The 21,237-nt window shown below is 65.7% G+C and carries 20 protein-coding genes and 3 tRNA genes; 14 read left to right on the top strand and 9 right to left on the bottom strand.

Annotated features, from left to right (window positions below):
- The first annotated feature begins 4 nt into the window (after positions 1 to 4).
- On the top strand, positions 5 to 838 hold the full coding sequence (locus AC1RAD_RS20135; RefSeq protein WP_492736785.1) for a glycine-rich domain-containing protein: 834 nt from the start codon (positions 5 to 7) through the stop codon (positions 836 to 838).
- A 93-nt stretch (positions 839 to 931) separates the two neighbouring features.
- Here AC1RAD_RS20135 and argG read toward each other — a convergent pair whose 3' ends face one another.
- The 4 genes from argG to AC1RAD_RS20115 all read right to left on the bottom strand — a co-directional run bounded on the left by argG (position 932) and on the right by AC1RAD_RS20115 (position 3,798).
- Positions 932 to 2,272, bottom strand: a complete 1,341-nt coding sequence (gene argG / locus AC1RAD_RS20130) for an argininosuccinate synthase (protein WP_062469963.1) — start codon at positions 2,270 to 2,272, stop codon at positions 932 to 934.
- 15 nt (positions 2,273 to 2,287) lie between these two features.
- Positions 2,288 to 2,611 carry a pyrimidine/purine nucleoside phosphorylase gene (ppnP, locus tag AC1RAD_RS20125; RefSeq protein ID WP_492736783.1) on the bottom strand — a complete coding sequence of 108 codons (324 nt, stop codon included), beginning with the start codon at positions 2,609 to 2,611 and terminating at the stop codon, positions 2,288 to 2,290.
- 127 nt (positions 2,612 to 2,738) lie between these two features.
- The gene (locus AC1RAD_RS20120; RefSeq protein WP_492736781.1) at positions 2,739 to 3,386 is read right to left on the bottom strand and encodes a hypothetical protein; all 648 of its coding nucleotides are present in this window, start codon (positions 3,384 to 3,386) and stop codon (positions 2,739 to 2,741) included.
- 58 nt (positions 3,387 to 3,444) lie between these two features.
- A complete protein-coding gene (locus tag AC1RAD_RS20115; RefSeq protein ID WP_062469960.1) occupies positions 3,445 to 3,798 on the bottom strand; it encodes an ArsC family reductase in 354 nt (117 codons plus the stop codon).
- Between the two features lie 36 nt (positions 3,799 to 3,834).
- Between AC1RAD_RS20115 and folC the strand changes: the two genes are divergently transcribed.
- The 10 genes from folC to AC1RAD_RS20065 all read left to right on the top strand — a co-directional run bounded on the left by folC (position 3,835) and on the right by AC1RAD_RS20065 (position 12,076).
- On the top strand, positions 3,835 to 5,142 hold the full coding sequence (gene folC, locus AC1RAD_RS20110; RefSeq protein ID WP_492736780.1) for a bifunctional tetrahydrofolate synthase/dihydrofolate synthase: 1,308 nt from the start codon (positions 3,835 to 3,837) through the stop codon (positions 5,140 to 5,142).
- Between the two features lie 72 nt (positions 5,143 to 5,214).
- The gene (locus AC1RAD_RS20105) at positions 5,215 to 6,090 is read left to right on the top strand and encodes an SPOR domain-containing protein (RefSeq protein WP_492736778.1); all 876 of its coding nucleotides are present in this window, start codon (positions 5,215 to 5,217) and stop codon (positions 6,088 to 6,090) included.
- Positions 6,091 to 6,125: 35 nt separating this feature from the next.
- A complete protein-coding gene (locus tag AC1RAD_RS20100; protein WP_447777055.1) occupies positions 6,126 to 6,611 on the top strand; it encodes a CvpA family protein in 486 nt (161 codons plus the stop codon).
- 12 nt (positions 6,612 to 6,623) lie between these two features.
- Positions 6,624 to 8,126, top strand: coding sequence for an amidophosphoribosyltransferase (gene purF / locus AC1RAD_RS20095; protein ID WP_062469951.1), 1,503 nt, complete (start codon positions 6,624 to 6,626; stop codon positions 8,124 to 8,126).
- 21 nt (positions 8,127 to 8,147) lie between these two features.
- Entirely contained in the window at positions 8,148 to 9,371 is a 1,224-nt protein-coding gene (locus tag AC1RAD_RS20090) for an O-succinylhomoserine sulfhydrylase (protein ID WP_070062416.1), read from the top strand.
- A gap of 11 nt (positions 9,372 to 9,382) precedes the next feature.
- Positions 9,383 to 10,771 carry a glutamate--tRNA ligase gene (gene gltX, locus AC1RAD_RS20085; RefSeq protein WP_492736776.1) on the top strand — a complete coding sequence of 463 codons (1,389 nt, stop codon included), beginning with the start codon at positions 9,383 to 9,385 and terminating at the stop codon, positions 10,769 to 10,771.
- A 36-nt stretch (positions 10,772 to 10,807) separates the two neighbouring features.
- Positions 10,808 to 10,883: transfer RNA gene (locus tag AC1RAD_RS20080), tRNA-Ala, on the top strand.
- A 51-nt stretch (positions 10,884 to 10,934) separates the two neighbouring features.
- Positions 10,935 to 11,010 (top strand) — tRNA-Glu (locus AC1RAD_RS20075).
- 69 nt (positions 11,011 to 11,079) lie between these two features.
- Positions 11,080 to 11,156, top strand: a tRNA-Asp gene (locus AC1RAD_RS20070).
- 554 nt (positions 11,157 to 11,710) lie between these two features.
- Entirely contained in the window at positions 11,711 to 12,076 is a 366-nt protein-coding gene (locus AC1RAD_RS20065; protein ID WP_235944339.1) for a type I restriction endonuclease subunit M, read from the top strand.
- A gap of 19 nt (positions 12,077 to 12,095) precedes the next feature.
- Here AC1RAD_RS20065 and AC1RAD_RS20060 read toward each other — a convergent pair whose 3' ends face one another.
- Complete coding sequence (locus tag AC1RAD_RS20060; RefSeq protein WP_235944340.1) at positions 12,096 to 12,341, bottom strand: helix-turn-helix domain-containing protein; 246 nt, start codon at positions 12,339 to 12,341, stop codon at positions 12,096 to 12,098.
- 144 nt (positions 12,342 to 12,485) lie between these two features.
- On the opposite strand from AC1RAD_RS20060, the gene AC1RAD_RS20055 reads away from it, so the two are divergent.
- From AC1RAD_RS20055 to AC1RAD_RS20045, 3 genes are all read left to right on the top strand, one after another.
- Positions 12,486 to 13,904 (top strand): hypothetical protein, encoded by a 1,419-nt coding sequence (locus tag AC1RAD_RS20055; protein WP_492699119.1) that lies wholly within the window; start codon positions 12,486 to 12,488, stop codon positions 13,902 to 13,904.
- 144 nt (positions 13,905 to 14,048) lie between these two features.
- Positions 14,049 to 14,927, top strand: coding sequence for a hypothetical protein (locus AC1RAD_RS20050; RefSeq protein WP_492699121.1), 879 nt, complete (start codon positions 14,049 to 14,051; stop codon positions 14,925 to 14,927).
- Positions 14,928 to 15,050: 123 nt separating this feature from the next.
- Positions 15,051 to 16,046 (top strand): site-specific integrase, encoded by a 996-nt coding sequence (locus AC1RAD_RS20045; protein WP_492699123.1) that lies wholly within the window; start codon positions 15,051 to 15,053, stop codon positions 16,044 to 16,046.
- A gap of 722 nt (positions 16,047 to 16,768) precedes the next feature.
- Here AC1RAD_RS20045 and AC1RAD_RS20040 read toward each other — a convergent pair.
- The 4 genes from AC1RAD_RS20040 to AC1RAD_RS20025 all read right to left on the bottom strand — a co-directional run bounded on the left by AC1RAD_RS20040 (position 16,769) and on the right by AC1RAD_RS20025 (position 21,223).
- Positions 16,769 to 17,041 (bottom strand): hypothetical protein, encoded by a 273-nt coding sequence (locus tag AC1RAD_RS20040; protein ID WP_492699125.1) that lies wholly within the window; start codon positions 17,039 to 17,041, stop codon positions 16,769 to 16,771.
- Positions 17,042 to 17,317: 276 nt separating this feature from the next.
- Positions 17,318 to 18,400 (bottom strand): alpha/beta hydrolase family protein, encoded by a 1,083-nt coding sequence (locus tag AC1RAD_RS20035; protein WP_492699127.1) that lies wholly within the window; start codon positions 18,398 to 18,400, stop codon positions 17,318 to 17,320.
- On the bottom strand, positions 18,397 to 20,079 hold the full coding sequence (gene mhpA, locus AC1RAD_RS20030; protein ID WP_492736774.1) for a bifunctional 3-(3-hydroxy-phenyl)propionate/3-hydroxycinnamic acid hydroxylase MhpA: 1,683 nt from the start codon (positions 20,077 to 20,079) through the stop codon (positions 18,397 to 18,399). Before mhpA ends, AC1RAD_RS20035 begins: the two co-directional genes overlap by 4 nt.
- A gap of 79 nt (positions 20,080 to 20,158) precedes the next feature.
- Complete coding sequence (locus AC1RAD_RS20025; RefSeq protein WP_492736772.1) at positions 20,159 to 21,223, bottom strand: maleylacetate reductase; 1,065 nt, start codon at positions 21,221 to 21,223, stop codon at positions 20,159 to 20,161.
- Positions 21,224 to 21,237: the final 14 nt, after the last annotated feature.

Below are 21,237 nucleotides of genomic sequence, written 5' to 3'. Positions count from 1 at the left end.
CGCGGTGGATCTCGACTTCCTGCACCTGAACTACCGCCGGCGCATCGCCGTGCTGGGCTGGGCGCAGCTTGCCGTCATCGTGGCGGGCATCGCCTCGGTGTTCCTGGTGCGGGCGGGCTGGTGGGGGTCGGTGCTGCTGATCCTCGCGGCCCTCTGCTTCGCGGTGCTCCTGAGCCAGATCGAACTCAGCCTGCGCCGCCAGTTCATCCGCGAGGCCCGGCTGCCGCCGTTCCTGATCGGCAAGCTGCGCGCGGCGCACCCGCAACTGAGCCGACGCGACGCCGAGCTGGTGCTGCGCGGGCTGCGGCAGTTCTTCATGGCGCACCTGCGCAGCAACCTCAAGTTCGTCGCCATGCCTTCGCGGGTGGTCGACACGGCCTGGCACGAGTTCATCCTGCACACGCAGGGCTACCAGACCTGGTGCCAGGCGGCCTTCGGGCGCCTGCTGCACCACAGCCCGGCCGAGGTGCTGGGCCAGGACGCGCGGCGCAACGACGGCCTGCGCCGCACCTGGTACTGGGCCTGCAAGGAAGAAAGCATCGACCCGCGCAATCCGGCGCGGCTGCCGCTGCTGTTCGCGCTGGACATCAAGTTTGCGATTGCGGACGGCTTTCACTACATCCCCGATTGCCGGGCGGTCGAGCGCGCAACGGGCACCGACGCGCACTGCGGCTCGAGCTTCGGCGATTCGTCGTCCGACGGCGGCAGCTCGGGCGATGCCGGGGGCTTCGGCGGCAGCGAGTCGAGCGGGAGCGGCGATGGCGGCTCCAGCGACGGCGGTGGTGCGTCCGATGGCGGTGGTGGATGCGGCGGCGGGTGCGGAGGCGGCGGCGACTGACGCTGCTGGCGCACCTTCCAATGAAAAACGGGCCGCGAGGGCCCGTTTGTCATTGCCGCCCTTGCGCGTGGCAAGGGCAGGGGGATCGATCGATCAGCTCGCGTCGCCGTCGTTCGCCAGCTTCGGCAGCGAGGCGCCTTCGCCCGACGACAGCAGGCCGACCTGCGTGTAGATGGCGAGCTTTTCGCGCGTGTCGACGATGTCCAGGTTGCGCATCGTGAGCTGGCCGATGCGGTCCAGCGGCGTGAACGCGCCTTCGACCTTTTCCATGCTCAGGCGCTCGGGCTTGTAGGTGAGGTTGGCCGATTCGGTGTTCAGGATCGAGTAGTCGTTGCCGCGGCGCAGCTCGACCGTCACTTCGCCGGTGATGGCGCGCGCCACCCAGCGCTGGGCCGTTTCACGCAGCATGATGGCCTGCGGGTCGAACCAGCGGCCCTGGTACAGCAGGCGGCCCAGGCGGCGGCCGTTGTCGCGGTACTGCTCGATGGTGTCTTCGTTGTGGATGCCGGTGACCAGGCGCTCGTAGGCGATGAACAGCAGCGCGAGGCCCGGGGCCTCGTAGATGCCGCGGCTCTTGGCCTCGATGATGCGGTTCTCGATCTGGTCGCTCATGCCCAGGCCGTGGCGTCCGCCGATGCGGTTGGCTTCGAGGATCAGCTCGACCAGGTTCGTGTAGCGCACGCCGTTCAGCGCGACGGGCACGCCTTCCTCGAAGCGCACCGAGACGGTTTCGCGCTTGACTTCGACTTCGTCCTTCCAGAAGGCCACGCCCATGATGGGCTGCACGATCTGCATGCCGCTGTTCAGGTGCTCGAGGTCTTTCGCCTCGTGCGTGGCGCCCAGCATGTTCGAGTCGGTCGAGTAGGCCTTCTCGGACGACATCTTGTAGGCGAAGCCGGCCTTCTGCATGAACGCCGACATTTCGGCGCGGCCGCCCAGCTCGTCGATGAAGACCTGGTCGAGCCAGGGCTTGTAGATCTTCAGCGCGGGGTTGGTGAGCAGGCCGTAGCGGTAGAAGCGCTCGATGTCGTTGCCCTTGTAGGTGCTGCCGTCGCCCCAGATGTGGACGTCGTCTTCCTTCATGGCCGACACCAGCATGGTGCCCGTCACCGCGCGGCCCAGCGGCGTGGTGTTGAAGTAGGTCACGCCGGCGGTGGTCACGTGGAAGGCGCCGGCCTGCAGGGCGGCGATGCCTTCGTTGGCCAGCTGCGCGCGGCAGTCGATCAGGCGGGCGTTCTCGGCGCCGTAGAGCATTGCCTTGCGCGGGATCTCGTCGTAGTCGGGCTCGTCGGGCTGGCCGAGGTTGGCGGTGTAGGCGTAGGGGACAGCGCCCTTGAGCTTCATCCAGTGCAGCGCCGCGCTGGTGTCCAGGCCGCCGGAGAAGGCGATGCCGACCTTCTGGCCGGCGGGAACGTTTTGGAGAATGGTCGACATGTCAGGGGTTCCGTTTCAACCGAAGTGGCAGATGTAGCTGTAGGGCTCGCCGCTCACGCGGATCTGGAAGCTCGAATTGCCGGGAATGCTGAACTTCTGGCCGGGACCCGAGGCGATCCATTCGCTGGTGCCTGCGAGCTGGTATTCGCAGCTGCCGCCGGCGCCTTCCATGATTTCAGGCGCGCCGGTGTTGAAGGTGAGGGTGGACGGCAGGATCACGCCGACCGATTTCTTGGTGCCGTCCGCCAGCGTGAGGTTGTGGCTCACGCACTTGCCGTCGAAATACACATTGGCCTTGGTGGCCACTGCGGCGCTGTTGATGGTGTCGGTAGTCGTCATTGGATGGATGGCGCCGGCGCCTGCGCGTTCGGCGGATCGAGGGACGCGCCGCGGCAGCAGCACCCCCGGGGTTGGAGAAGCCCTCGATTTTAGGGGCTCGGCAGAGCCGGCCCGTCGTTGGGGGAACTCAGTAGCGCCAGCCGTGGCGATGGCCGCCCCATCCGCGATAGCCACGGTAGTAGCCGCCACCGCCCCAGCCGCGCGAATAGCCCAGGTTCAGCGAGATGCCGACCGGCGGGTAGGCGTAGGGCTGTGCATACGGGTAGGTGTAGGCGGGCTGCACGTAGACGGGCGGGGCGTACACCGGGGCCGGCTGCACGTAGACCGGCGCGGGCGCGTTGGACACCACCACGCCGGGTTCGGGCACGACGCTGTCCCAGGGGGAGTTGGCACCTTGTTGGTACTGCCCCTGTTGCGGGTACGGCTGGTACTGCTCCTGGTACTGCGGGCCGTTGTTGGCCTCGACCGGGTAGGGCTGCAATTGCGACTGGGGCTGGACCGGCGCGGTGGTCACGCCCGACGTGGTCACCCCGTAGCCGCTGGCCTGGATCGGGATGGTGGCGCCCGGCCGGCTGGTGGTGCGGGTCGTGTACTGGCGGCCCTGGTATTCGTAGGTGACGTTGTAGCTGACGTCGCTGCCGGTCGTTTCGCGGATCGGCGTGGCGGAAATCACGCGCGCCTGGACCACTTGCTGGGCCTGCACGACGCTGGCGCCCGTGGCCAGCAGGCCGGTCGCCGACAGCCCCGTGAGGATGCGAAAAACGTGTCTGTTCATGGTGTTCTCTCCTGCAGATCGGGGTTGGAGGCCGGCAGGCGGGACGGGGTTCCGGGGTTTACACGGCGTTCACAGCCCAGCTATCGGCATCGAAACCAGTCGTTACGCCCGTCTTCGGGCCCCAATCGACCACCGGCCGCTTGATCAGGCTGGGGTTGCCGAGCAGCACGGGGCGGGCCGAGGCGGCGTCGACCACCGCGTCGCGCGTGGCCTCGTCCAGCTTGCGCCAGGTGGTGCCCTTGCGGTTGACCAGCGCCTCCCAGCCGGGGGCCTGGAGCCAGCGGTCGAGCTCAGCCTCGGGCACGCCCTGTTTCTTGAAATCGTGGAAGGCGTAGGCCACGCCATGGTCGTCGAGCCAGGCGCGGGCGCGCTTGACGGTGTCGCAGTTCGGAATGCCGTATAGGGTTGTCATGGCCGCCATGATGCCGCGAGCGGCGGGTCGGCGACAATGCCGGCCTCCATGGAAACCCTGAACGACTGGCTCGCGCGCGCCGAGCACCTTCATCCCGACAAGATCGAACTCGGGCTCGATCGCGCCAAAGAAATGGCGCAGCGTCTGGGCCTGCGTTTCGACTGCCCCGTCATCACGGTGGCGGGCACCAACGGCAAGGGTTCGACCTGCGCCATGCTCGAGTCGATCCTCACGCACGCGGGCTACCGCACGGCCGTGTTCACCTCGCCGCACCTGGTGCGCTTCGAGGAGCGGCTGCGGCTCAAGGGCGAGGCGGTCGATGCTTCCAAACTGATAGCAAGCTTCGAGGTGGTGGAAAAGGCCCGTGGCGACCTGGCCCTGACCTACTTCGAGTTCACCACGCTCGGCATCCTGCATTGCATGATCCAGGAGACGCCCGACGTGGCGATCCTCGAGGTCGGCCTGGGCGGCCGGCTCGACGCGGTGAACATCATCGACGCCGACTGCGCGGTCATCACCAGCATCGACCTGGACCACATGGAGTACCTCGGCCCCGACCGCGAAAGTATCGGCTTCGAGAAGGCCGGCATCCTGCGCGCCGGCAAGCCCGCCATCGTGAGCGACCCGGTGCCGCCGCAAAGCGTCATCGACCACGCCAACGCCATCGGCGCCGACCTGTGGCGCTTCGGGCACGACTTCAACGTCTCGGGCGACAAGCAGCAGTGGGGCTGGTCGGGCCGGGGGCGGCGCTACAGCGGGCTGGCCTATCCGGCGCTGCGCGGCGCCAACCAGCTGCTCAACGCGGCGGGTGTGCTTGCGGCGCTCGAGGCGCTGCGCCCGCAGCTGCCGATCACGGCGCAGGCGGTGCGCAACGGGCTCGCGATGGTCGAGCTGCCGGGCCGCTTCCAGATCGTGCCGGGCGAGCCCACGCTGGTGCTCGACGTGGCGCACAACGCCCACGCCGTCGCGGCGCTGGCCGAGAACCTCGACGCCATGGGTTTTTCGCCCACCACGCACGGCGTGTTCGGCGTCATGGCCGACAAGGACCTCGCGCCCATCCTGGCGCGCATCGGGCCGCTGATCGACCGCTGGTACTTCACCGACCTGCCCACGCCGCGCGCCGCCAAGGCCGCCGATCTGCTGGCCGCATGGCAGGCCCAGAACACGCGCAAAGACGCCTCGGGCAGCGTGCACGCGAGCCCGATGGACGCCCTGCGCGCGGCGATCGAGCAGGCAGGTGCCACTGATAGAATCGTGGTCTTCGGATCGTTCTTCACCGTGGGTGGCGTCCTCGAAAACGGCACCCCCCGGCTGCAAGCCAAACACCTGCTGCCAGGCGGCTGATCGTCGGGCTGTCCACACCCATCCGGCACCATCGGGCACCACCTCGCTGCACTCCTCCAGGGATCGAACTTCATGGCGTTTTTCAAGTTCCGCGCGCGCGGCCCACAAGGCAACGAAGGACGCAGCGCCCCCGCGGCGGTGCCGGCGGAAAGTGTCGAATCCATGCGCCGACGTGCGCGCCATCGGCTGCTCGGCGCAGCGGTGCTGGTGCTGGTCGGCGTGATCGGCTTCCCGCTGCTGTTCGACACCCAGCCGCGCCCCGTGCCGGTCGACATTCCGATCGAGATTCCTGATCGCAACAAGGCCAAGCCGTTGCCCGTGCCCGCCACGCCGGCGCCCGCGACGAGCAGCGCGCCTTCGTCGTCGTCCGACGGCAGCTCCCGCGTGGCGGCAGCCTCGTCGGCCGGCGGCATGATCACCGAGACCGCCGACGGCACCGTGATCGAGCCCGGCACGACCGTGCCCGCCACCCCGGCGGCGCCCAAGCCTGCCGTGGAGCCGAAGAAGCCCGAACCCAAGCCGGAACCCAAACCCGAGCCGAAGCCTGAACCCAAACCGGAGCCCAAGCCGGAGCCGAAAAAGCCCGAACCGAAGCCCGAGCCCAAGCCGAAGCCGGACCCCGCCAAGCCCGCCGCGAACGCCGACGACGGCGCCCGCGCCCGCGCGCTGCTCGAAGGCAAGCCGCCCGCCGCCGCACCCAAGCCGGCCGCCGACGACAACGGTCGCTTCGTCGTGCAGGTCGGCGCCTTCGCCGATGCCGACAAGGCGCGCGAAGTGCGCCAGAAGCTCGAGCGCGCCGGCCTCAAGACCTACGTACACGTCGCCAAGACGACCGACGGCGAACGCACGCGTGTGCGCGTCGGGCCGTTCGCCTCGCGTGCCGAGGCCGAGAAGGCCGCGGACCGGGTCAAGGGCTTGTCTTTGGCCGCAGCCATCCTCACGTTGTAAGCACCGCCGTCGCCCGCTGCCTGTAGTTCATTGCCGTGGCCCTGCTCGACTGGATCGCCATCGCGCTCATCGTGCTGTCGATGCTGTTCGGGCTGGTGCGCGGCCTGGTGTTCGAAGTGATTTCGCTGATCGGCTGGGTGGCCGCCTTCATCGTGGCCCAGTGGGTGGCCTCCGACGTGGCGGCCTGGCTGCCGTTCGGCGACCCGCAGGCCACCTGGCGTTACCCGCTGGCCTTCGTGGGGGTGTTCGTGGCGGTGGCGTTCGGCGTGGGGCTGGCGGCAGCCCTCACGCGCAAGCTGATCGCCGCGGTCGGCCTGCGGCCGGTGGACCGGATTTTGGGAGCAGCGTTCGGCGCGGCACGGGGGGCGGTGGCCCTGCTCGTGCTGGCGGTCGTTGTTCATTTGCTGGCGTTGAGCGACAGTGCCTGGTGGCACGAATCGCGCAGCGCCATTGTTCTCGATGCGGCATTGCAGGGCCTCAAACCCTCGCTGCCTGAAAAGTTGGCAAGCTACCTGCCCTGAGAGGAATCGTTCATGTGTGGAATCGTCGGCGTTGTCAGCAACGCACCCGTCAACCAGCTGCTCTATGACGCGCTGCTGCTGCTGCAGCACCGCGGCCAGGATGCGGCCGGCATCGTGACCTTGCTGGAACGCAAGTTCTTCATGCACAAGGCCAAGGGCATGGTGCGCGACGTGTTCCGCACCCGCAACATGCGCGCGCTGCCGGGCAACGTGGGCCTGGGCCAGGTGCGCTACCCGACCGCGGGCAACGCCTACAGCGAGGAAGAGGCGCAGCCCTTCTACGTGAACGCGCCCTTCGGCATCGTGCTGGTGCACAACGGCAACCTGACCAATGCGCACGCCCTGCGCGCCGAGCTGTTCTCCACCGACCACCGCCATACCAACACCGAGAGCGACTCCGAAGTGCTGCTCAACGTGCTGGCCCACGAAGTCGAGCGCTCTTCGCGCGGCGTGCCGCTGCACCCGGCCGAGGTGTTCGCCGCCGTCAAGAACGTCTACAAGCGCCTGCGCGGTTCGTACGCCGTGGTCTCGCTGATCGCCGGCCACGGCCTGCTGGCCTTCCGCGACCCCTACGGCATCCGCCCGCTGTGCATGGGCCGCAGCGCCGACGGCACCGTCATGGTGGCCAGCGAATCGGTCGCACTCGAAGGCTCGGGCCACGTGTTCGAGCGCAACATCGAGCCGGGCGAGGCCGTGTTCATCGACCTCGAAGGCAACGTGCACTCGATGCAGTGCGCCGAAGGTGCGTCGCTCAACCCGTGCATCTTCGAGTTCGTGTACCTCGCGCGTCCCGACTCGGTGCTCGACGGCATCTCGGTGTACCAGGCACGCCTGAACCTGGGCGAAACGCTGGCCAAGCGCGTGGTCTCGACCGTGCCGCCGAACCAGATCGACGTGATCATCCCGATTCCCGAATCGAGCCGCCCGAGCGCCACGCAACTCGCGCACCTCCTGGGCATTCCGTACCGCGAAGGCTTCGTGAAGAACCGCTACGTGGGCCGCACCTTCATCATGCCGGGGCAGGGCGTTCGCAAGAAGTCGGTGCGCCAGAAGCTCAACGTGATCGGCAGCGAGTTCAAGGGCCGCAACGTGCTGCTGGTCGACGACTCCATCGTGCGCGGCACCACCAGCCGCGAGATCGTGCAGATGGCGCGCGACGCCGGCGCCCGCAAGGTCTACCTGGCCAGCGCCGCGCCGCCGGTGCGCTACCCCAACGTCTACGGCATCGACATGCCGACCAAGGACGAACTCGTGGCGCACGACCGCACCGTCGAGGAAATCCGCGAGCTCATCGGCTGCGATGCGCTGATCTACCAGGACGTCGATGCCATGAAGCGCGCCATCGGCTCGCTCAACCCGAAGCTCGCCGGTTTCGACGCCTCGTGCTTCGACGGCGTGTACGTGACCGGTGACATCGACACCGAAGCCATCTCGCGCATGAACGGCAACCGTCCGCGCATCGAGGAAAACGAAGAAGACGCTTCGCGCCTCGCCCTGCCGAACCCCAGCGAGTAAGAGAAAGAAGAGAGGGCCGACGTGAGCCAAGACGAACGCACCTTGCCACCCGGCCTGCACCGCGACACCCTCGCGCTGCGCACCGGCCTGGCGCCCAGCCAGCACGGCGAGCACTCGGAGGCCCTGTTCCTCACGAGCGGCTTCGTGCAGCCCGACGCCGAGACCTCGGCCCGCCGCTTCGCCGGCACCGAGGCCGGCTTCACCTACTCGCGCACCTCGAACCCGACGGTCGCCAGCTTCGAGCAGCGCCTGGCCGCGCTCGAAGGCACCGAGGCCGCCATCGGCGCCTCGACCGGCATGGGCGCGATCCTCATGATGTGCATGGGCCTGCTCAAGGCCGGCGACCACGTGATCTGCTCGCGTTCGGTGTTCGGCTCCACGCTGAACCTGTTCGGCAAGGAGTTCGCCAAGTTCGGTGTCGAGACCACCTTCGTCTCGCAGACCGACGTGGCCGAATGGCGCGCTGCGCTCAAGCCCAACACCAAGCTGCTCTTCGCAGAAACGCCGACCAACCCGCTGACGGAGGTCTGCGACATCCAGGCATTGGCCGACCTGGCCCACGGCGTGGGCGCGTTGCTCGCGGTCGACAACTGCTTCTGCACGCCGATCCTGCAGCGGCCGGCTGAGCTGGGCGCAGACCTCATCATCCATTCGGGCACCAAGTACCTCGACGGCCAGGGCCGTGTGATGGCTGGCGCGATCTGCGGTCCGTCGAAGCTCATCGTCGATGTCTTCGGCCCCGTGGTGCGCACCGCCGGCATGGCGCTGTCGCCATTCAATGCGTGGGTCGTGCTCAAGGGCATGGAAACGCTCGGCATTCGCATGAAGGCGCAATGCGCGAATGCGCTGGCCGTGGCGCAGTGGCTCGAGCAGCAGCCCGGCATTGCGCGCGTGTACTACCCCGGTCTTGCCTCGCATGGACAGCACGAACTCGCGATGCGCCAGCAGTCGGGGCAGGGCGGGGCGGTGGTGTCGTTCGACGTGGTCGGCGACACGCCCGACGCCGCGCGCGCCAACGCCTTCCACGTGATCAACAGCACGCGCGTCGTGAGCATCGCCACCAACCTCGGCGACACCAAGACCATCATCACGCACCCCGGCACGACCTCGCACGGCCGCCTCACCGAAGTGCAGCGCCAGGCCGCGGGCATCAGCCAGGGGTTGATCCGCCTCGCGGTCGGCCTCGAATACATCGACGACATCACGGCCGACCTTTCGCGCGGCCTGAGCACCCTGACTTCCTGATTTTTCATTTCATGACCGGCAAAGTTCGCACCCGCATCGCACCGTCTCCCACCGGCTTCCTGCACCTGGGCACGGCGCGCACCGCACTCTATTCGTGGGCCTACGCGCGCCACCACGGCGGCGAGTTCGTGCTGCGCATCGAGGACACCGACGTGGCCCGTTCCACGCAGGACTCGACCGACCAGATCCTCGCGTCGATGCACTGGCTCGGCCTCGACTACGACGAAGGCCCGATCTATCAGATGCAGCGCCTCGAGCGTTACCGCGAGGTCATCGCGCAGATGCTCGCGGCCGGCACCGCCTATCACTGCTACTGCACACCGGCCGAGCTCGACGAGATGCGCGAAGCGCAACGCGCGCGCGGCGAGAAGACGCTGTACGACCGCCGCTGGCGTCCGACGCCCGGCAAGGTGCTGCCGCCCGTGCCCGAAGGCGTGCCGCCCGTGGTGCGCTTCTGCAATCCGCCCGAAGGCGACGTGACGTGGAACGACCTCGTCAAGGGCGAGATCACGATCAACAACCGCGAGATCGACGACCTGATCATCCTGCGGCCCGACGGTGTGCCCACCTACAACTTCGCGGTGGTGGTCGACGACTGGGACATGGCCATCACGCACGTGTTCCGCGGCGACGAGCACATCAACAACACTCCGTGGCAGATCAACATCTTCCGCGCGCTCGGCGCACCGCTGCCGCAGTTCGGCCATGTGCCCGTGATCCTCGGTGACGACGGGCAGAAGCTCTCGAAGCGCCGCGGCGCGGTGAGCGTCACGGCCTACGAAGACAACGGCTACCTGCCCGAAGCCATGCTCAACTACCTCGCGCGCCTGGGCTGGAGCCACGGCGACGACGAGCTCTTCACGCGCGAGCAGATGGTGAGCTGGTTCGACGGATCGCACCTGTCGAAGAGCCCCGCGCAGTGGGACGCGGCCAAGCTCGCATGGGTGAATGCGCAGTACATCAAGGCCAAGAGCGGCGAGGAGCTTGCACCGCTTGTTGCAGCCCAGTTGCAAAAGCGCGGCATCGTCGCCGACGCACGTTTGCCTGCGATCTGCGCGCTCTTCAAGGACCGTTGCGATACGACTGTGGCGCTCGCTGGTTGGGCCGCAGCGTTCTATTCGGACATCGAAGTGAGCGATGCAGACCGCGCGCAGCACATCACCGATGCAGTGAAGCCCGCGATCGCAACACTCGTTGAAAAATTGATGACGGTCGCCTGGGAGAGGGCCGAAATCGCAGTTATGATCAAGGAAGTCCTCGCGACACACGCGCTGAAAATGCCCGTGTTAGCGATGCCAGTACGAGTGCTTGTGATGGGAACATCGCAGACACCGTCCCTCGATTCAGTGCTCGAAATTTTTTCCCGCGAAAAAGTTATCGAGCGATTGAAAAAGGCCTGAAAAATCGGGCTATAATTCGAGGCTCGACACCCACACGGGGGTATAGCTCAGCTGGGAGAGCGCTTGCATGGCATGCAAGAGGTCATCGGTTCGATCCCGTTTACCTCCACCATCAAAGTGTCGAGTAGGTTAGAGATGCTGATCGCAGCACGTCCAAGGTTTTGACCCTATCGTCTAGAGGCCTAGGACACCACCCTTTCACGGTGGCTACCGGGGTTCGAATCCCCGTAGGGTCGCCAGTTTCACTTCGGTGAAGTCGGCACGAGTCGTCAACACTCGGTTCCGCAAGGAACGAACGTTGTCTACCAGGAGTGGTAGTTCAGTTGGTTAGAATACCGGCCTGTCACGCCGGGGGTCGCGGGTTCGAGTCCCGTCCACTCCGCCAAACACAAGCCCCAGTAGCAGTTTTGCTACTGGGGCTTTTTGTTTTGCTCCGGGGCTTGGCGTGGGCTGTTGGGCCGCATGCCATGGTTTTGCCCATGTTTTGGTTTGCCCCCAAGCGCTGGGCGCTACTGGTCGGCAGTGGCCTTTGCTGGGCAAGCGGCTTGGTTGCCGCGCTGGCTAGCGGCCCGCCCGAGCCCGCTGAAGGCCGCGTAAGCTACCTTTGGCACCCCCTGCACGGCGTGCCAAAAAGCCTTCAAAACAGGGGCTTTTTCGACTCCCGAGAAAAGTCGAGAACTGAATACAAAAGTGTTGTTTTTGTGCTAAAATATACCCACGGGTAGAAAACCTGCCGGCGAAAGCTAGGCAAGACCTTGCCCGTATGCAGGCGCACCGCCGCCTGTAGCCCCTGATGGCCGCCGAGCCAGCGCTTTTTTGACGCTGGTTTTGGCGGCCGTTTTCGTTTCCATCCCCCGCGCCTTTTTCGACTGCTGCGCCTTGCCCCTTGGGGCTTGGTGCGGCTGCTGCATGGGCGTTTCTTTTCCATGGAGATTTCAAGTGAAAGACTTTCTAAGCGCCTTCCTCACACCAGATGCCTCACTGCGCTTCGCACTGGGCCGGGTTGTTGCGACTCCGGGCGCTTTGGCGCTCATACACGCCACCAACAGCAATCCCTTCGTGCTGCTCGCCAAGCATGTGACTGGTGACTGGGGAGAAATCGACCCAGGGGACGTGCAAACCAACGAGGACGCTGTCGAGCAGGGGTTGCGTGTGCTGTCGGTCTACCGATTGCCGCTTCAAACCGGTGCCTGCGCCGCGTCTGCTTCCGAGTCTGAGTCAATAGATGAGTTCGACAACCGCATCTGGCTCATCACCGAGGGCGACCGGAGCGTGACGACGCTGCTGCTGCCGGAGGAGTATTGACGACGTAGGGTGCGCCCAGCTAGCTCGACGTCTTTCGCTTCGCGAGCTTCAGCACTCGCTTCGGGAGGGGATCCGTCAACTGGCCCACCGTGACGTCGAGGCCGCCGGCGAGTCGCCAAATATTGAAAAGCGACAAATTGCGCTCGCCTCGCTCCACCGAGCCCACGTAGTTCGGGTGCAAGCCGGCTAGCTCGGCAAGTTGCTCGATCGTGATCAGACGTTCGTGACGCATAGAGCGCAAGTGCTCCCCGAAGGCTTGCTGCAAGCGCTCGAGCTCCTTGCTGGATACGGGGTCCAGCGGCTGAGGCTTGTTGACAACGACTCGAGGCATGCGCCTGAGTTTTCTGTCTCCAACACTAAGAGTACACAAACTATCCGTTTTGTTCCGAAGCGGTATCTGGCAAACTAAATGAAAACCAAACGTAAAGTGTGTTTTTTTACTTGTGCAGTTCGACCAATTGGAGGATTCATGTTCAACGGTTTGATTTCAGAGGGGATTGATGCGATCCGAACGGCGTTCCGGGACGGAGGCGAACGATCGTCGCGAGCAATGCTGATGATCGCGGCTGCCGTAGTTCTAACCGCCTGCGGCCCTGAAGCGCCGCCTTGCAATGACGCTGAGGTCACCGAAACCGTTCTTGGAATGGTCAGCGATGCCAACGACGCACACTTGCAAGGCTATCCAGCCAAGAGCGCTGACCTTGCCACCTTCGCGCTGGAGACGCCCACTGTCACTTCGTATGACGATAAGCTCAAGTTGCGCAGCTGCAAGACCACGATCGTGATGACCATCAAGCCCGACAAGCTGGCGCAGATGAACGAACTCATCCTCAACCCGATGCCAAACCTGATCGGTGCACTCGTCGCCATGTCAGGCCAGACCTCGCAGCTGTACCCCGCCGAAGTGCGCGGCGAGGTCGCCTACATCCGGTCGCGCAACAACAACGGCCCAGTCCCACAGACTCCCATGCGAAAGTCGCTGGTCTACCAGATCGTGAAGCAGGAAGGGCGAAACGAGTTCGTCACCACCACCAACGTGAGCGTGGATGGCACCGTCCAGTACCTGCGGGTTGCTGCCGTCGCCCAGCAGCGCACCGAGGCGCAAGCCGAAGCGAAGAAAGCGCAGCTGGCACGGCAAGCGGAGATCGATCAGCTCTCGGCGAGCGGCAACTGGCGCAAGTCTGTCTACATCATGGATTACGGCACCGGCCACAACGACCCGTCCTACTGTTTCAAAAACAACCTCTACTGCATTCACGGTCGGGACGAAAAGGGCGACGACGTCGCCTACTACGAACTCGACCAGAAGATCGTCGATCAACGTGGTCGCGATTCAATGTCAGAGGCTTTGCGGGCGCGCAAGCCGGTTTGTCTGGTGGGCGTGCAGAAAACGCAGAATCCAAATGTCTTTCGGGCGCGAGGTTACTCCACCGTCCGCAACGACAAGGGCGAGGCCGTGGACTGCTTGCCGGGCGCGGAGAAGGAGAACTGGGCTGCATTGGTGGCGCAGACAAAGAAAGAAGAATCGGCTGCCGCATCCGGTTCCGGTGCCCCAGCTACTGCGGCGCAACCTTTGGCTTCTGCCCCCAGCACAGGTCCTGAGAGCTTGATGTCTCTGGTCACCAAGTACGAGCCTTGTGGCGAGGAGGCCGTGTGCCTGCATACCGTCAAAGGCAACGTCGTCTGGATGCAGGCTGGGCAGATGCGCCGCATGGACTACGCGTTGCTCGACAAGGCGATCAGTAGCAAGACGCCGGTGTGCCTGCGCGACGTGACACGCACTGACGCCAAGAACTTCGCGGCCGATGGCCTGGACAGCGCGTGCTGAGGGCAGTGCCGTAGCGACCCCGCGTCGCTGATACAGCCCTTTGCGAAGGCGCCGTGCTGGCCGAGAGGCTGGTGCGGCGCTTTTGCTTTTCCGTCTTCATTTCACTGCCACCGCCCTGTGCGAGTGGCATCGAAGGTAAATTCCATGAATATTCTTCACACTCCCGCCGACAGCGGGCCGAGCGGTGCTGTCCGCTTGATCGGCATCGGTGCTTCGGGCCGGCGCTTGGTTCAACGCTTTCACAGTCACATCGATACACCACTGCACACGCCGTTGGCAGATCTGCTGGACCAAAAGCCGAGTTACATCGAGATCGATGCAGGCGAAGCGGTTCATGTGGTCGAGCAAGTCGACCTCGAGAACGCGTGCATCCTCTGCTTGGCCTTTGGCTTTGACATGACATCCGCTGAAATCGAAGCAGCCATGCTCTTGGTCTGGCGCATGTGGGGTCGAGATGCGCATGCCATCGGCATCGTGCTCGGTGCGAACAATCATCCGTTGCCGCACGATGGCTCGATGCTCGGCATCCTCTGCGATTCGATCGACGCGCGCATCGACATTGCCGAGCCAACAGATGCCGCCCAGCTCGCGCCATTGCAATGGTTATATGTCGGACTGCAACGCTCGGTGTTGGAGGGGCTTTCGATTCTGGGCCCGGCCTGGGACCACTCGGATGTCGTTGAAACCTTGGACTTCGGCCAGGTGCAGTTCGAGCTTTTTACGCAACCGCTGGACGAACCCGCACAGCTGGACGCAGCGATGGTGGCTGTCTTGGAGGACCTGAGCGAGCGGGGGATCTGGCTTGAGCAGGCGCTGGGCGCGGTCTTGGTGCTGTGGGCGCCCTCCGAATACCAACTCACGGTGCGCACGGTACGCGGCCTGGGGAGAACCTTGGGCGAGGCGCTGGGGGAGGGGGCGTTGCACCTCACCATCCGGCTACGCAGTCGACCTGCAGTGGGTGAGCAGACCGCGTATCTGACGCTGGTGCTGAGCTTGCCGCGAACAACGACGGCCCGTAGGTAGACCGCTGCGAAAGGTGTCCACGGCATTCGCCATGGCATAGCACTTCGATCCAGCGCCCGCGTTTGCGGGCGTTGCTCATTCACAAGAGCCCATCCCCTCAGCATTCACATAGCGAGCAAGATCATGAAAAGAGTTCGCAGCGATTCATCAAGGCGCGCACCCGTCACGCACAAGCCATCTCGGGCAATCAGGCCAGCAAGAGCCCAAGTCGAGTTCGAACACTATGTCGCTCACGCCGTAGCCGACAGCACGCGTCGCGCCTACGAGGGCGATCTGCGGCATTTCCGGGACTGGGGCGGCAGGGTGCCGGCCACGCCAGCGATGGTGGCGCGGTACCTAGCAGCCTACGCAGGCAAGGTCAAGGCCAGCACGCTCAACCGTCGTCTGGCTGCGATCTCGAACGCGCACACGGCGCTGGGCAAGCCTTCGCCAACGCGGTCGGAGCTGGTGCAAGCGACGATGCGCGGGATTCGGCGGGTGCATGGCACGGCGCAGAAGCAGGCCCAACCCATCAGCATTGAGATGCTGCGCTTGCTTGCCAAGCCGCTGAAGCACCTAGACCCGGTGCGAGATCTGCGGGACAGGGCCTTGCTGGTGGTGGGATTTGCAGGAGGTTTTCGAAGATCGGAGCTTGCTAAGCTGAAGCTTGAGAGTCTGGCATTCGGCGCTCAAGGTGTGACGGTGACACTGGCGCGCTCAAAAACCGATCAGCAGGGCAAGGGTAGGGTAGTGGCGTTGCCGCCTGGGCCGGGGCGGTTGTGCCCGGTCAAGCTGCTGAAGGCTTGGATTCGGCTACTGCGCGGGGCGACCGTGGAAGGGGAGCCGTCGCTGCCCTTGTTTCGCGGGGTGAATCGGCACGGGCAGCTAGCAGGTGCGTTGAGTGGAGCAGCGGTCGGAGGTGTGTTGCGGCGGCGCATGCATGACTGCGGCCTTGACCCGAGCGGCTTCTCTGCACACAGCCTCCGTTCGGGATTGGTCACCACGGCCGCCAAAGCTGGTGTTCCGACGTGGGCAATTCAGCGGCAGACGGGGCACCGCTCGGAGAGCACGGTGCATCGCTACATTAGGGGGCTTTCGGCGTTCGAGCGAAATGCCTTCGATGCATTGACAAGGGCGTAGTGCAGGCACGTTTCAAGGTCCAACAACGACTGCTTCAGACTGCGAGCTGTCTTTCAGTCATGACGTCTGACCGTCGCCTTCGGGCCCAAATCGTGCCACAGTACTGCAGGTCTGGAATTGGCCGGGCGCGGTCCTCAGCGAACACACATCCTCAATCTGAGGCAAACCGGGTGATCTGGCTCAACGGTAAGCCCACTTGTCGATTGAACGCGGTTATCTCAACGCCCAGAGCCCCGTCTCTTCGCGCACCGACAATTTCGCACCAGTCATGATTTCCCGCGCGCAGCCGTGCTCTATCACCCTCTCTCAAGGTGAAGAATGGAGCGGAGGGAGGCGCTGGCCTCACGAGTTCCTCGGCGCCGCCGAGCCGTTCAATTCCCCATAGTGCAAAACGGTACTCCTCTTTTAGGGAGACACGCACCTCATCCTGCATCGATTCAATTTTCTCAATCCAGCAGAGTCCGGGGGCCGCGAGTGACAGAGGCGCCACACCACAGCCCAAGAGTAGAAGGATAAATTCAAGGAGGGAATGCCTACTTCTGATTTTCATCACGATCTTTTGATAGGTGTACGCGGTGACAAACGAATGATTTCTATGTCCGTCGCAGTATGCAAACGAGGAATGCATCCGCGAGTGGAAGCCTTAGTGTCAAGCGTTACCTGGTGATGACAACTAGTAGTTGAAATGCGATGGCTGCTCTTGGCCGCTTGATGTCGGTTGCTCATTGAGCGCCTTCAAGGGCCTCGATGTATGGCAGCACCTGTGGATGAGCCTGAACCCACTGCTCGCCCAAGTACGTCGCTACGGAACTCGATCCGATGACGCTCTCGATTGCCCCGAATTTCGAAGCGGCCTGCAGCAGACCGTGGGCCGCATGCATTGCCTCCTCGCTCGCGGCCGCCTCCGGCCCCCCAGCTTCGATGCCCCACTCCTTTTGAATTGCCGCAATGAGTTTGCCTGCGGCGGCCTCAAGTGGTGTTCGCGAGCGTGTCATGGACGCCAATCTAACCTGCTTGTGAAGGTCCGGTTGTGGCCGATAGTACCCATTCGTGCGAGGCCAAGGGATGTCGGCAAACGCTGCATAACCGCCTTACGTCGACGGCTGGTTCAGGCTGGCGGTAGTCGCTTGTCTGACAGGCGTTACTAGCAAGATCGGACGCCAGTGGCCTTGCATGAGCTTGCTTCCAATCCCGAAGTTGCCCCGTTACCGAATGAGCTCGGGTCAAGACGTCGTTCTGTACCGCTGCGCTGAACCAGCGGTGCCACGAAGTCAACTTGGCGCGAGCCGCCGGGCAAACCAGTCCGCCACGAAGGCGGTCCGCTGCGCCGCATGGTTGTAGATCGTGTGCTCGCCGTCGTCCCACACGCGCAAGGTGACGTCGGAATTCGTCGCGGCGTCCAGGAAGGGCTGCTGGTCTTCCATTCGAACCAGTGGATCGGCACCGCCGTGCAGCACGAGCAAGGGGCAGTCGATGCGGTCCCGCCCGGGGCGAAAGCGCATGCGCTCGAAGTTCTGCTGGATGGCCTGTTCGTCGTCGGTGCCCAGCATGGCCGCGGCCTGCTCCGCGAAGGTCCGGAAGGGCAGCAGCGTCGGTGCGGCCAGGCTGCTGTTGATGCAGCAGGCGCGAATGCGCGCATCGGCCGCGGCCGTGCGCGCGGCCCACAGGCCCCCGACGCTGTTGCCCCAGATGCCGGGCGTACCGAGCGAGGCGTCGTTTGCGATGAAGGTGACGAACTGGCTGTAGGCCGCCTCCATGTCCACATCGACATGGATGCCCTGGTTCATGCGCGTCTCGCCCTGGCCCGGCCCTTCGGCCAGCAGGGTGGCCAGGCCGCGTCGCGCGAGCGCGCGGGCGATGGGCAGGTAGGCCACGCCCCAGCCACTCTGGCCGCCGAACACCAGCACCGTGCCGCGCGCGGGCGCTGCGTGCGGTCGCACCAGCCAGCCGACGAGATGGCTCGGGCCGAAGGGCACCTCGACCCGCGTCATGCGGCCTTCGGACCCTGCGCACAACTGGCGCGTCGCCATGGCCAGCTGGTGGTAGAGGGCGCGCTTGCGCGGGGTGTCGTGGTTGAAGGCCATCTGGGCGAACAACAGGTCGGCCAACGCCGCTGCCTGCGCCTCGGCCGCCGTCACGCGATGGCCGGCAGCCTCGGCCTGGCGGGCGCGCTCCAGCTGCGCCTGCGCCAGTGCCTCGGCCACCTGGTCCCATGCCTCGCCGGCGCTGGTGCGCTGGAACAGGGCCTGGGCGTCGGCGAAGTCCATGCCGCAGTCCAGCAGCCGGGTCATCGGCATGGCCCGCTGGAAAGCCAACGTGGCGGAAGAAGAGGGAGAAGAGGGCGCGCTGCTCATGTGGCCTGCTCCGCGGCGAGCGGGGCGGCCCGTGCGCCGGTGTCGTCGCTGTCGAGCCAGTGCAGCTTGCGGCGCAGGTCGTCCACCAGGGCCGCGAGCGCATCCATGCGGGGCACGGAGCCGAAGACGATGAAGTCCGGTCGGCCGATGTAGGCCTGGAGGCCGTGCTCGGCCATGAACCCGGACATCTCGCCGTCCAGCTCGACCACCGCACCGGGCACTCGCTCGTCCTGGGTCAGCACCACGACGTGGCAGCCGAGTTGATCCAGGAACGCTTTCTGGCCGGCGCCCAGGAACGGCGTCGGGTCCTCGTGCGCCACCAGCAGGAAACCATGGCCCACGACATCATCCAGCAGGCCTTCGGCCTCGCCACGGCGCACGAGCGCCTGCGGCCCCGGTACGCCCGTGGACGCCAGCAGGCTGCCGTCGGCTTCGCGGTGCAGCACGCCGTTTTCCACCTTCGGGAAGGGCGGCATCGGCGGCATGGTGTGGGTGCGGAAGGCTTCGTCGCGCGCGGCGGCTTTCGCCACGTCGTCTTCGTTGGTGACCTGGCCGAGGAACAGCGACATCTCCATGATCTGCTGGGCGTGCGGGCGGCGCTCGGCTTCGTAGCTGTCCAGCAGCGCGGGCGACGCGCGGCCGCTGAGCACCAGGTCGAGCTTCCAGGCCAGGTTGATGCCGTCGCGCATGCCCGAGCAGGCGCCCTGTCCCATGTAGGGCATCATGGCGTGAACCGCGTCGCCGCCCAGCAGCACGTTGCCTTCGCGCCAGCGTTCGGCCATGCGCGTCTGGAACGTGTAGACCACGTGGCGCAGAAACTTGAAGTCGCTCGGCCCGACGCCGTACTTCTCGCCCAGCCAGCGCCAGCCGTGGGCCGGGTCTTCCCACGCCTCGATGCTTTCGCCGTCCAGCAGGCGCACTTCGAAGCGCGTGCGGTTGTCGCCGATGGGCATGTACATGTGGCCGCGTGCCGGGTCACAGAAGATGGTCAGCCGCTTGAAGCGCTCGGCGGCGTCCGACAGGTTCTCGGAATCGAGGTTCAGCCAGCGGTGCTTGTGGCCGTAGTCGTTGCGCTCGATGCCCAGCGCGCGGCGCACGAAGCTGTTGGCACCGTCGGCACCGATCACGTAGCGGGCATTGAACGTGCGCGCAGGCTCGGCCCATTGCTCCTCGCGGGCCTCGGGCGCGCCGTCCTTTCCGCTGTTCGTGCGCTGGATGGCCACCGTCACCCCGTCGGCGCCCTGCTTGAGGAACACGGCCTCCCAGCCGCGCAGCAGCTCGACATTGGGCAGCGTGGCCACGCGGTCGTGAATGGCGTCCTCGATGTCGGGTTGGTAGATCGAGTTGTGCGCCGCGTAGCCGCACTGCTTGCCCTTCCACCCGAGCTCCAGCAGCAGTTCGCCGGTGGCATTGACGTAGTGGTAGGTGTGCAGCGGAAGGGAATCGCGCATGGCCTGGTCGACATTGCCGCAGGCCTGGACGATGCGCGCAGCCTCGCCGTCGATGTGCGTCAGGCGCGGCAGGCCGTACATGGTGGGCCAGCGTTCGACGACCACGACCCGGTGGCCGGCCTGGCCCAGCAGCGAGGCCGCCACCAGGCCGGTGGGGCCGTAACCGATCACGGCCACGTCGTAGGACGCGTGGGCGTCGGGTTGCGGATTCGCTTGAGGGGGATTCATTGTTTGTCTCCTGGGAATTTTCGGGGGGACGCAACCGGGCTGCGCCATGAACGAACGAGCGAAAGAAAAAACGGAAAATTCAGTCCGGCCTGACGCCATCGAAAGCCGCCTGCAGCACGGCGCGCACGGCCGCCCGATCGATGGGCCGCGGGTTCCAGTACGGGCGCTCGGTGGCGATGTCGGCGGCGCGGTCGAGATCACCCTCGGCCATGCCCAGCTCGCGCAGCGAGGTCGGCGCGCCGTTGCGATGGGCCAGCTCCCACACGCCGGCGGCGGCACTGCCGTGCGTGCCCAGCGCCTGCGCCATGTGGCGCATCGCTTCTTCGGCATGCGAGGCGTTGAACGCCAGCACATACGGCAGCACGACCGTGTGGGTCGGCGCATGCGGCAGGTTGAAGCTGCCGCCCAGCGTGTGGCACAGCTTGTGGTGCAGCGCCATGCCGCCGTGGGCCAGCACCGTGCCGCACAGCCAGGCGCCGTACAGGGCCGAGCCGCGCGCCTCGAGGTCCGCTGGGTCGGCGTGGATGGCCGGCAGCCCGGCGGCCAGCGCGCGGATGCCTTCCTGCGCCATCAGGCGGGTGACCGGATTGCCGTTGGCGGCATACAGGCCTTCGGCCGCGTGCGCGATGGCGTTGATGCCGCTGGTGACGGACAGGCCCACCGGCAGCGTCAGCGTCAGTTGCGGGTCGTAGATGACGGTGCGGGGCAGCACCCGCGCATCGGTGCCGGTGCGTTTCTCGCCGTCCTGCGTGATGCCGTAGATGGGCGTCATCTCACTGCCGGCGTAGGTGGTCGGGATCGCCAGGATCGGCAGGCCGCTGTCGAGTGCGATCGCCTTGCCCAGGCCTATGGTGGAGCCGCCGCCGATGGCGATGGCGCAGTCGGCGTTGCGCTCGCGGGCCACCTCGCGCGCCTCGCGCGCCACCTTGAGCGGAACGTGCATGGTGGCCCGGTCGAACACGCCGGCGGCACGGGCGCCGAGGCGCGCGGCGATCGCTTCGGCCGCGTGCCGCTGGTCGGGCGTGCACAGCACCAGCGCGCGCCGGACGCCGAGTGCGTCGAGTTCGGATTCGAGTTGCAGCAGGGCGCCTGCGCCGAAGACGACGCGGCCCGGCAGCGACTGGTAGACAAAGGATGAAGGCATGCGAGGCTCCTGTC

It is taken from the genome of Variovorax sp. GW823-FHT04B03 (genome assembly GCF_058796495.1).
This window is presented reverse-complemented; position numbering and strand designations above follow the sequence as displayed.

What these genes read in the sequence shown, in the direction of transcription:
- argG (WP_062469963.1), bottom strand. Translation starts at nt 2,272, where the DNA reads ATGTCGACCATTCTCCAAAACGTTCCCGCCGGCCAGAAGGTCGGCATC.
- ppnP (WP_492736783.1), bottom strand. Translation starts at nt 2,611, where the DNA reads ATGACGACTACCGACACCATCAACAGCGCCGCAGTGGCCACCAAGGCC.
- AC1RAD_RS20120 (WP_492736781.1), bottom strand. Translation starts at nt 3,386, where the DNA reads ATGAACAGACACGTTTTTCGCATCCTCACGGGGCTGTCGGCGACCGGC.
- AC1RAD_RS20115 (WP_062469960.1), bottom strand. Translation starts at nt 3,798, where the DNA reads ATGACAACCCTATACGGCATTCCGAACTGCGACACCGTCAAGCGCGCC.
- folC (WP_492736780.1), top strand. Translation starts at nt 3,835, where the DNA reads ATGCCGGCCTCCATGGAAACCCTGAACGACTGGCTCGCGCGCGCCGAG.
- AC1RAD_RS20105 (WP_492736778.1), top strand. Translation starts at nt 5,215, where the DNA reads ATGGCGTTTTTCAAGTTCCGCGCGCGCGGCCCACAAGGCAACGAAGGA.
- purF (WP_062469951.1), top strand. Translation starts at nt 6,624, where the DNA reads ATGTGTGGAATCGTCGGCGTTGTCAGCAACGCACCCGTCAACCAGCTG.
- gltX (WP_492736776.1), top strand. Translation starts at nt 9,383, where the DNA reads ATGACCGGCAAAGTTCGCACCCGCATCGCACCGTCTCCCACCGGCTTC.
- AC1RAD_RS20055 (WP_492699119.1), top strand. Translation starts at nt 12,486, where the DNA reads ATGAAAACCAAACGTAAAGTGTGTTTTTTTACTTGTGCAGTTCGACCA.
- AC1RAD_RS20050 (WP_492699121.1), top strand. Translation starts at nt 14,049, where the DNA reads ATGAATATTCTTCACACTCCCGCCGACAGCGGGCCGAGCGGTGCTGTC.
- AC1RAD_RS20045 (WP_492699123.1), top strand. Translation starts at nt 15,051, where the DNA reads ATGAAAAGAGTTCGCAGCGATTCATCAAGGCGCGCACCCGTCACGCAC.
- AC1RAD_RS20040 (WP_492699125.1), bottom strand. Translation starts at nt 17,041, where the DNA reads ATGACACGCTCGCGAACACCACTTGAGGCCGCCGCAGGCAAACTCATT.
- AC1RAD_RS20035 (WP_492699127.1), bottom strand. Translation starts at nt 18,400, where the DNA reads ATGAGCAGCGCGCCCTCTTCTCCCTCTTCTTCCGCCACGTTGGCTTTC.
- mhpA (WP_492736774.1), bottom strand. Translation starts at nt 20,079, where the DNA reads ATGAATCCCCCTCAAGCGAATCCGCAACCCGACGCCCACGCGTCCTAC.
- AC1RAD_RS20025 (WP_492736772.1), bottom strand. Translation starts at nt 21,223, where the DNA reads ATGCCTTCATCCTTTGTCTACCAGTCGCTGCCGGGCCGCGTCGTCTTC.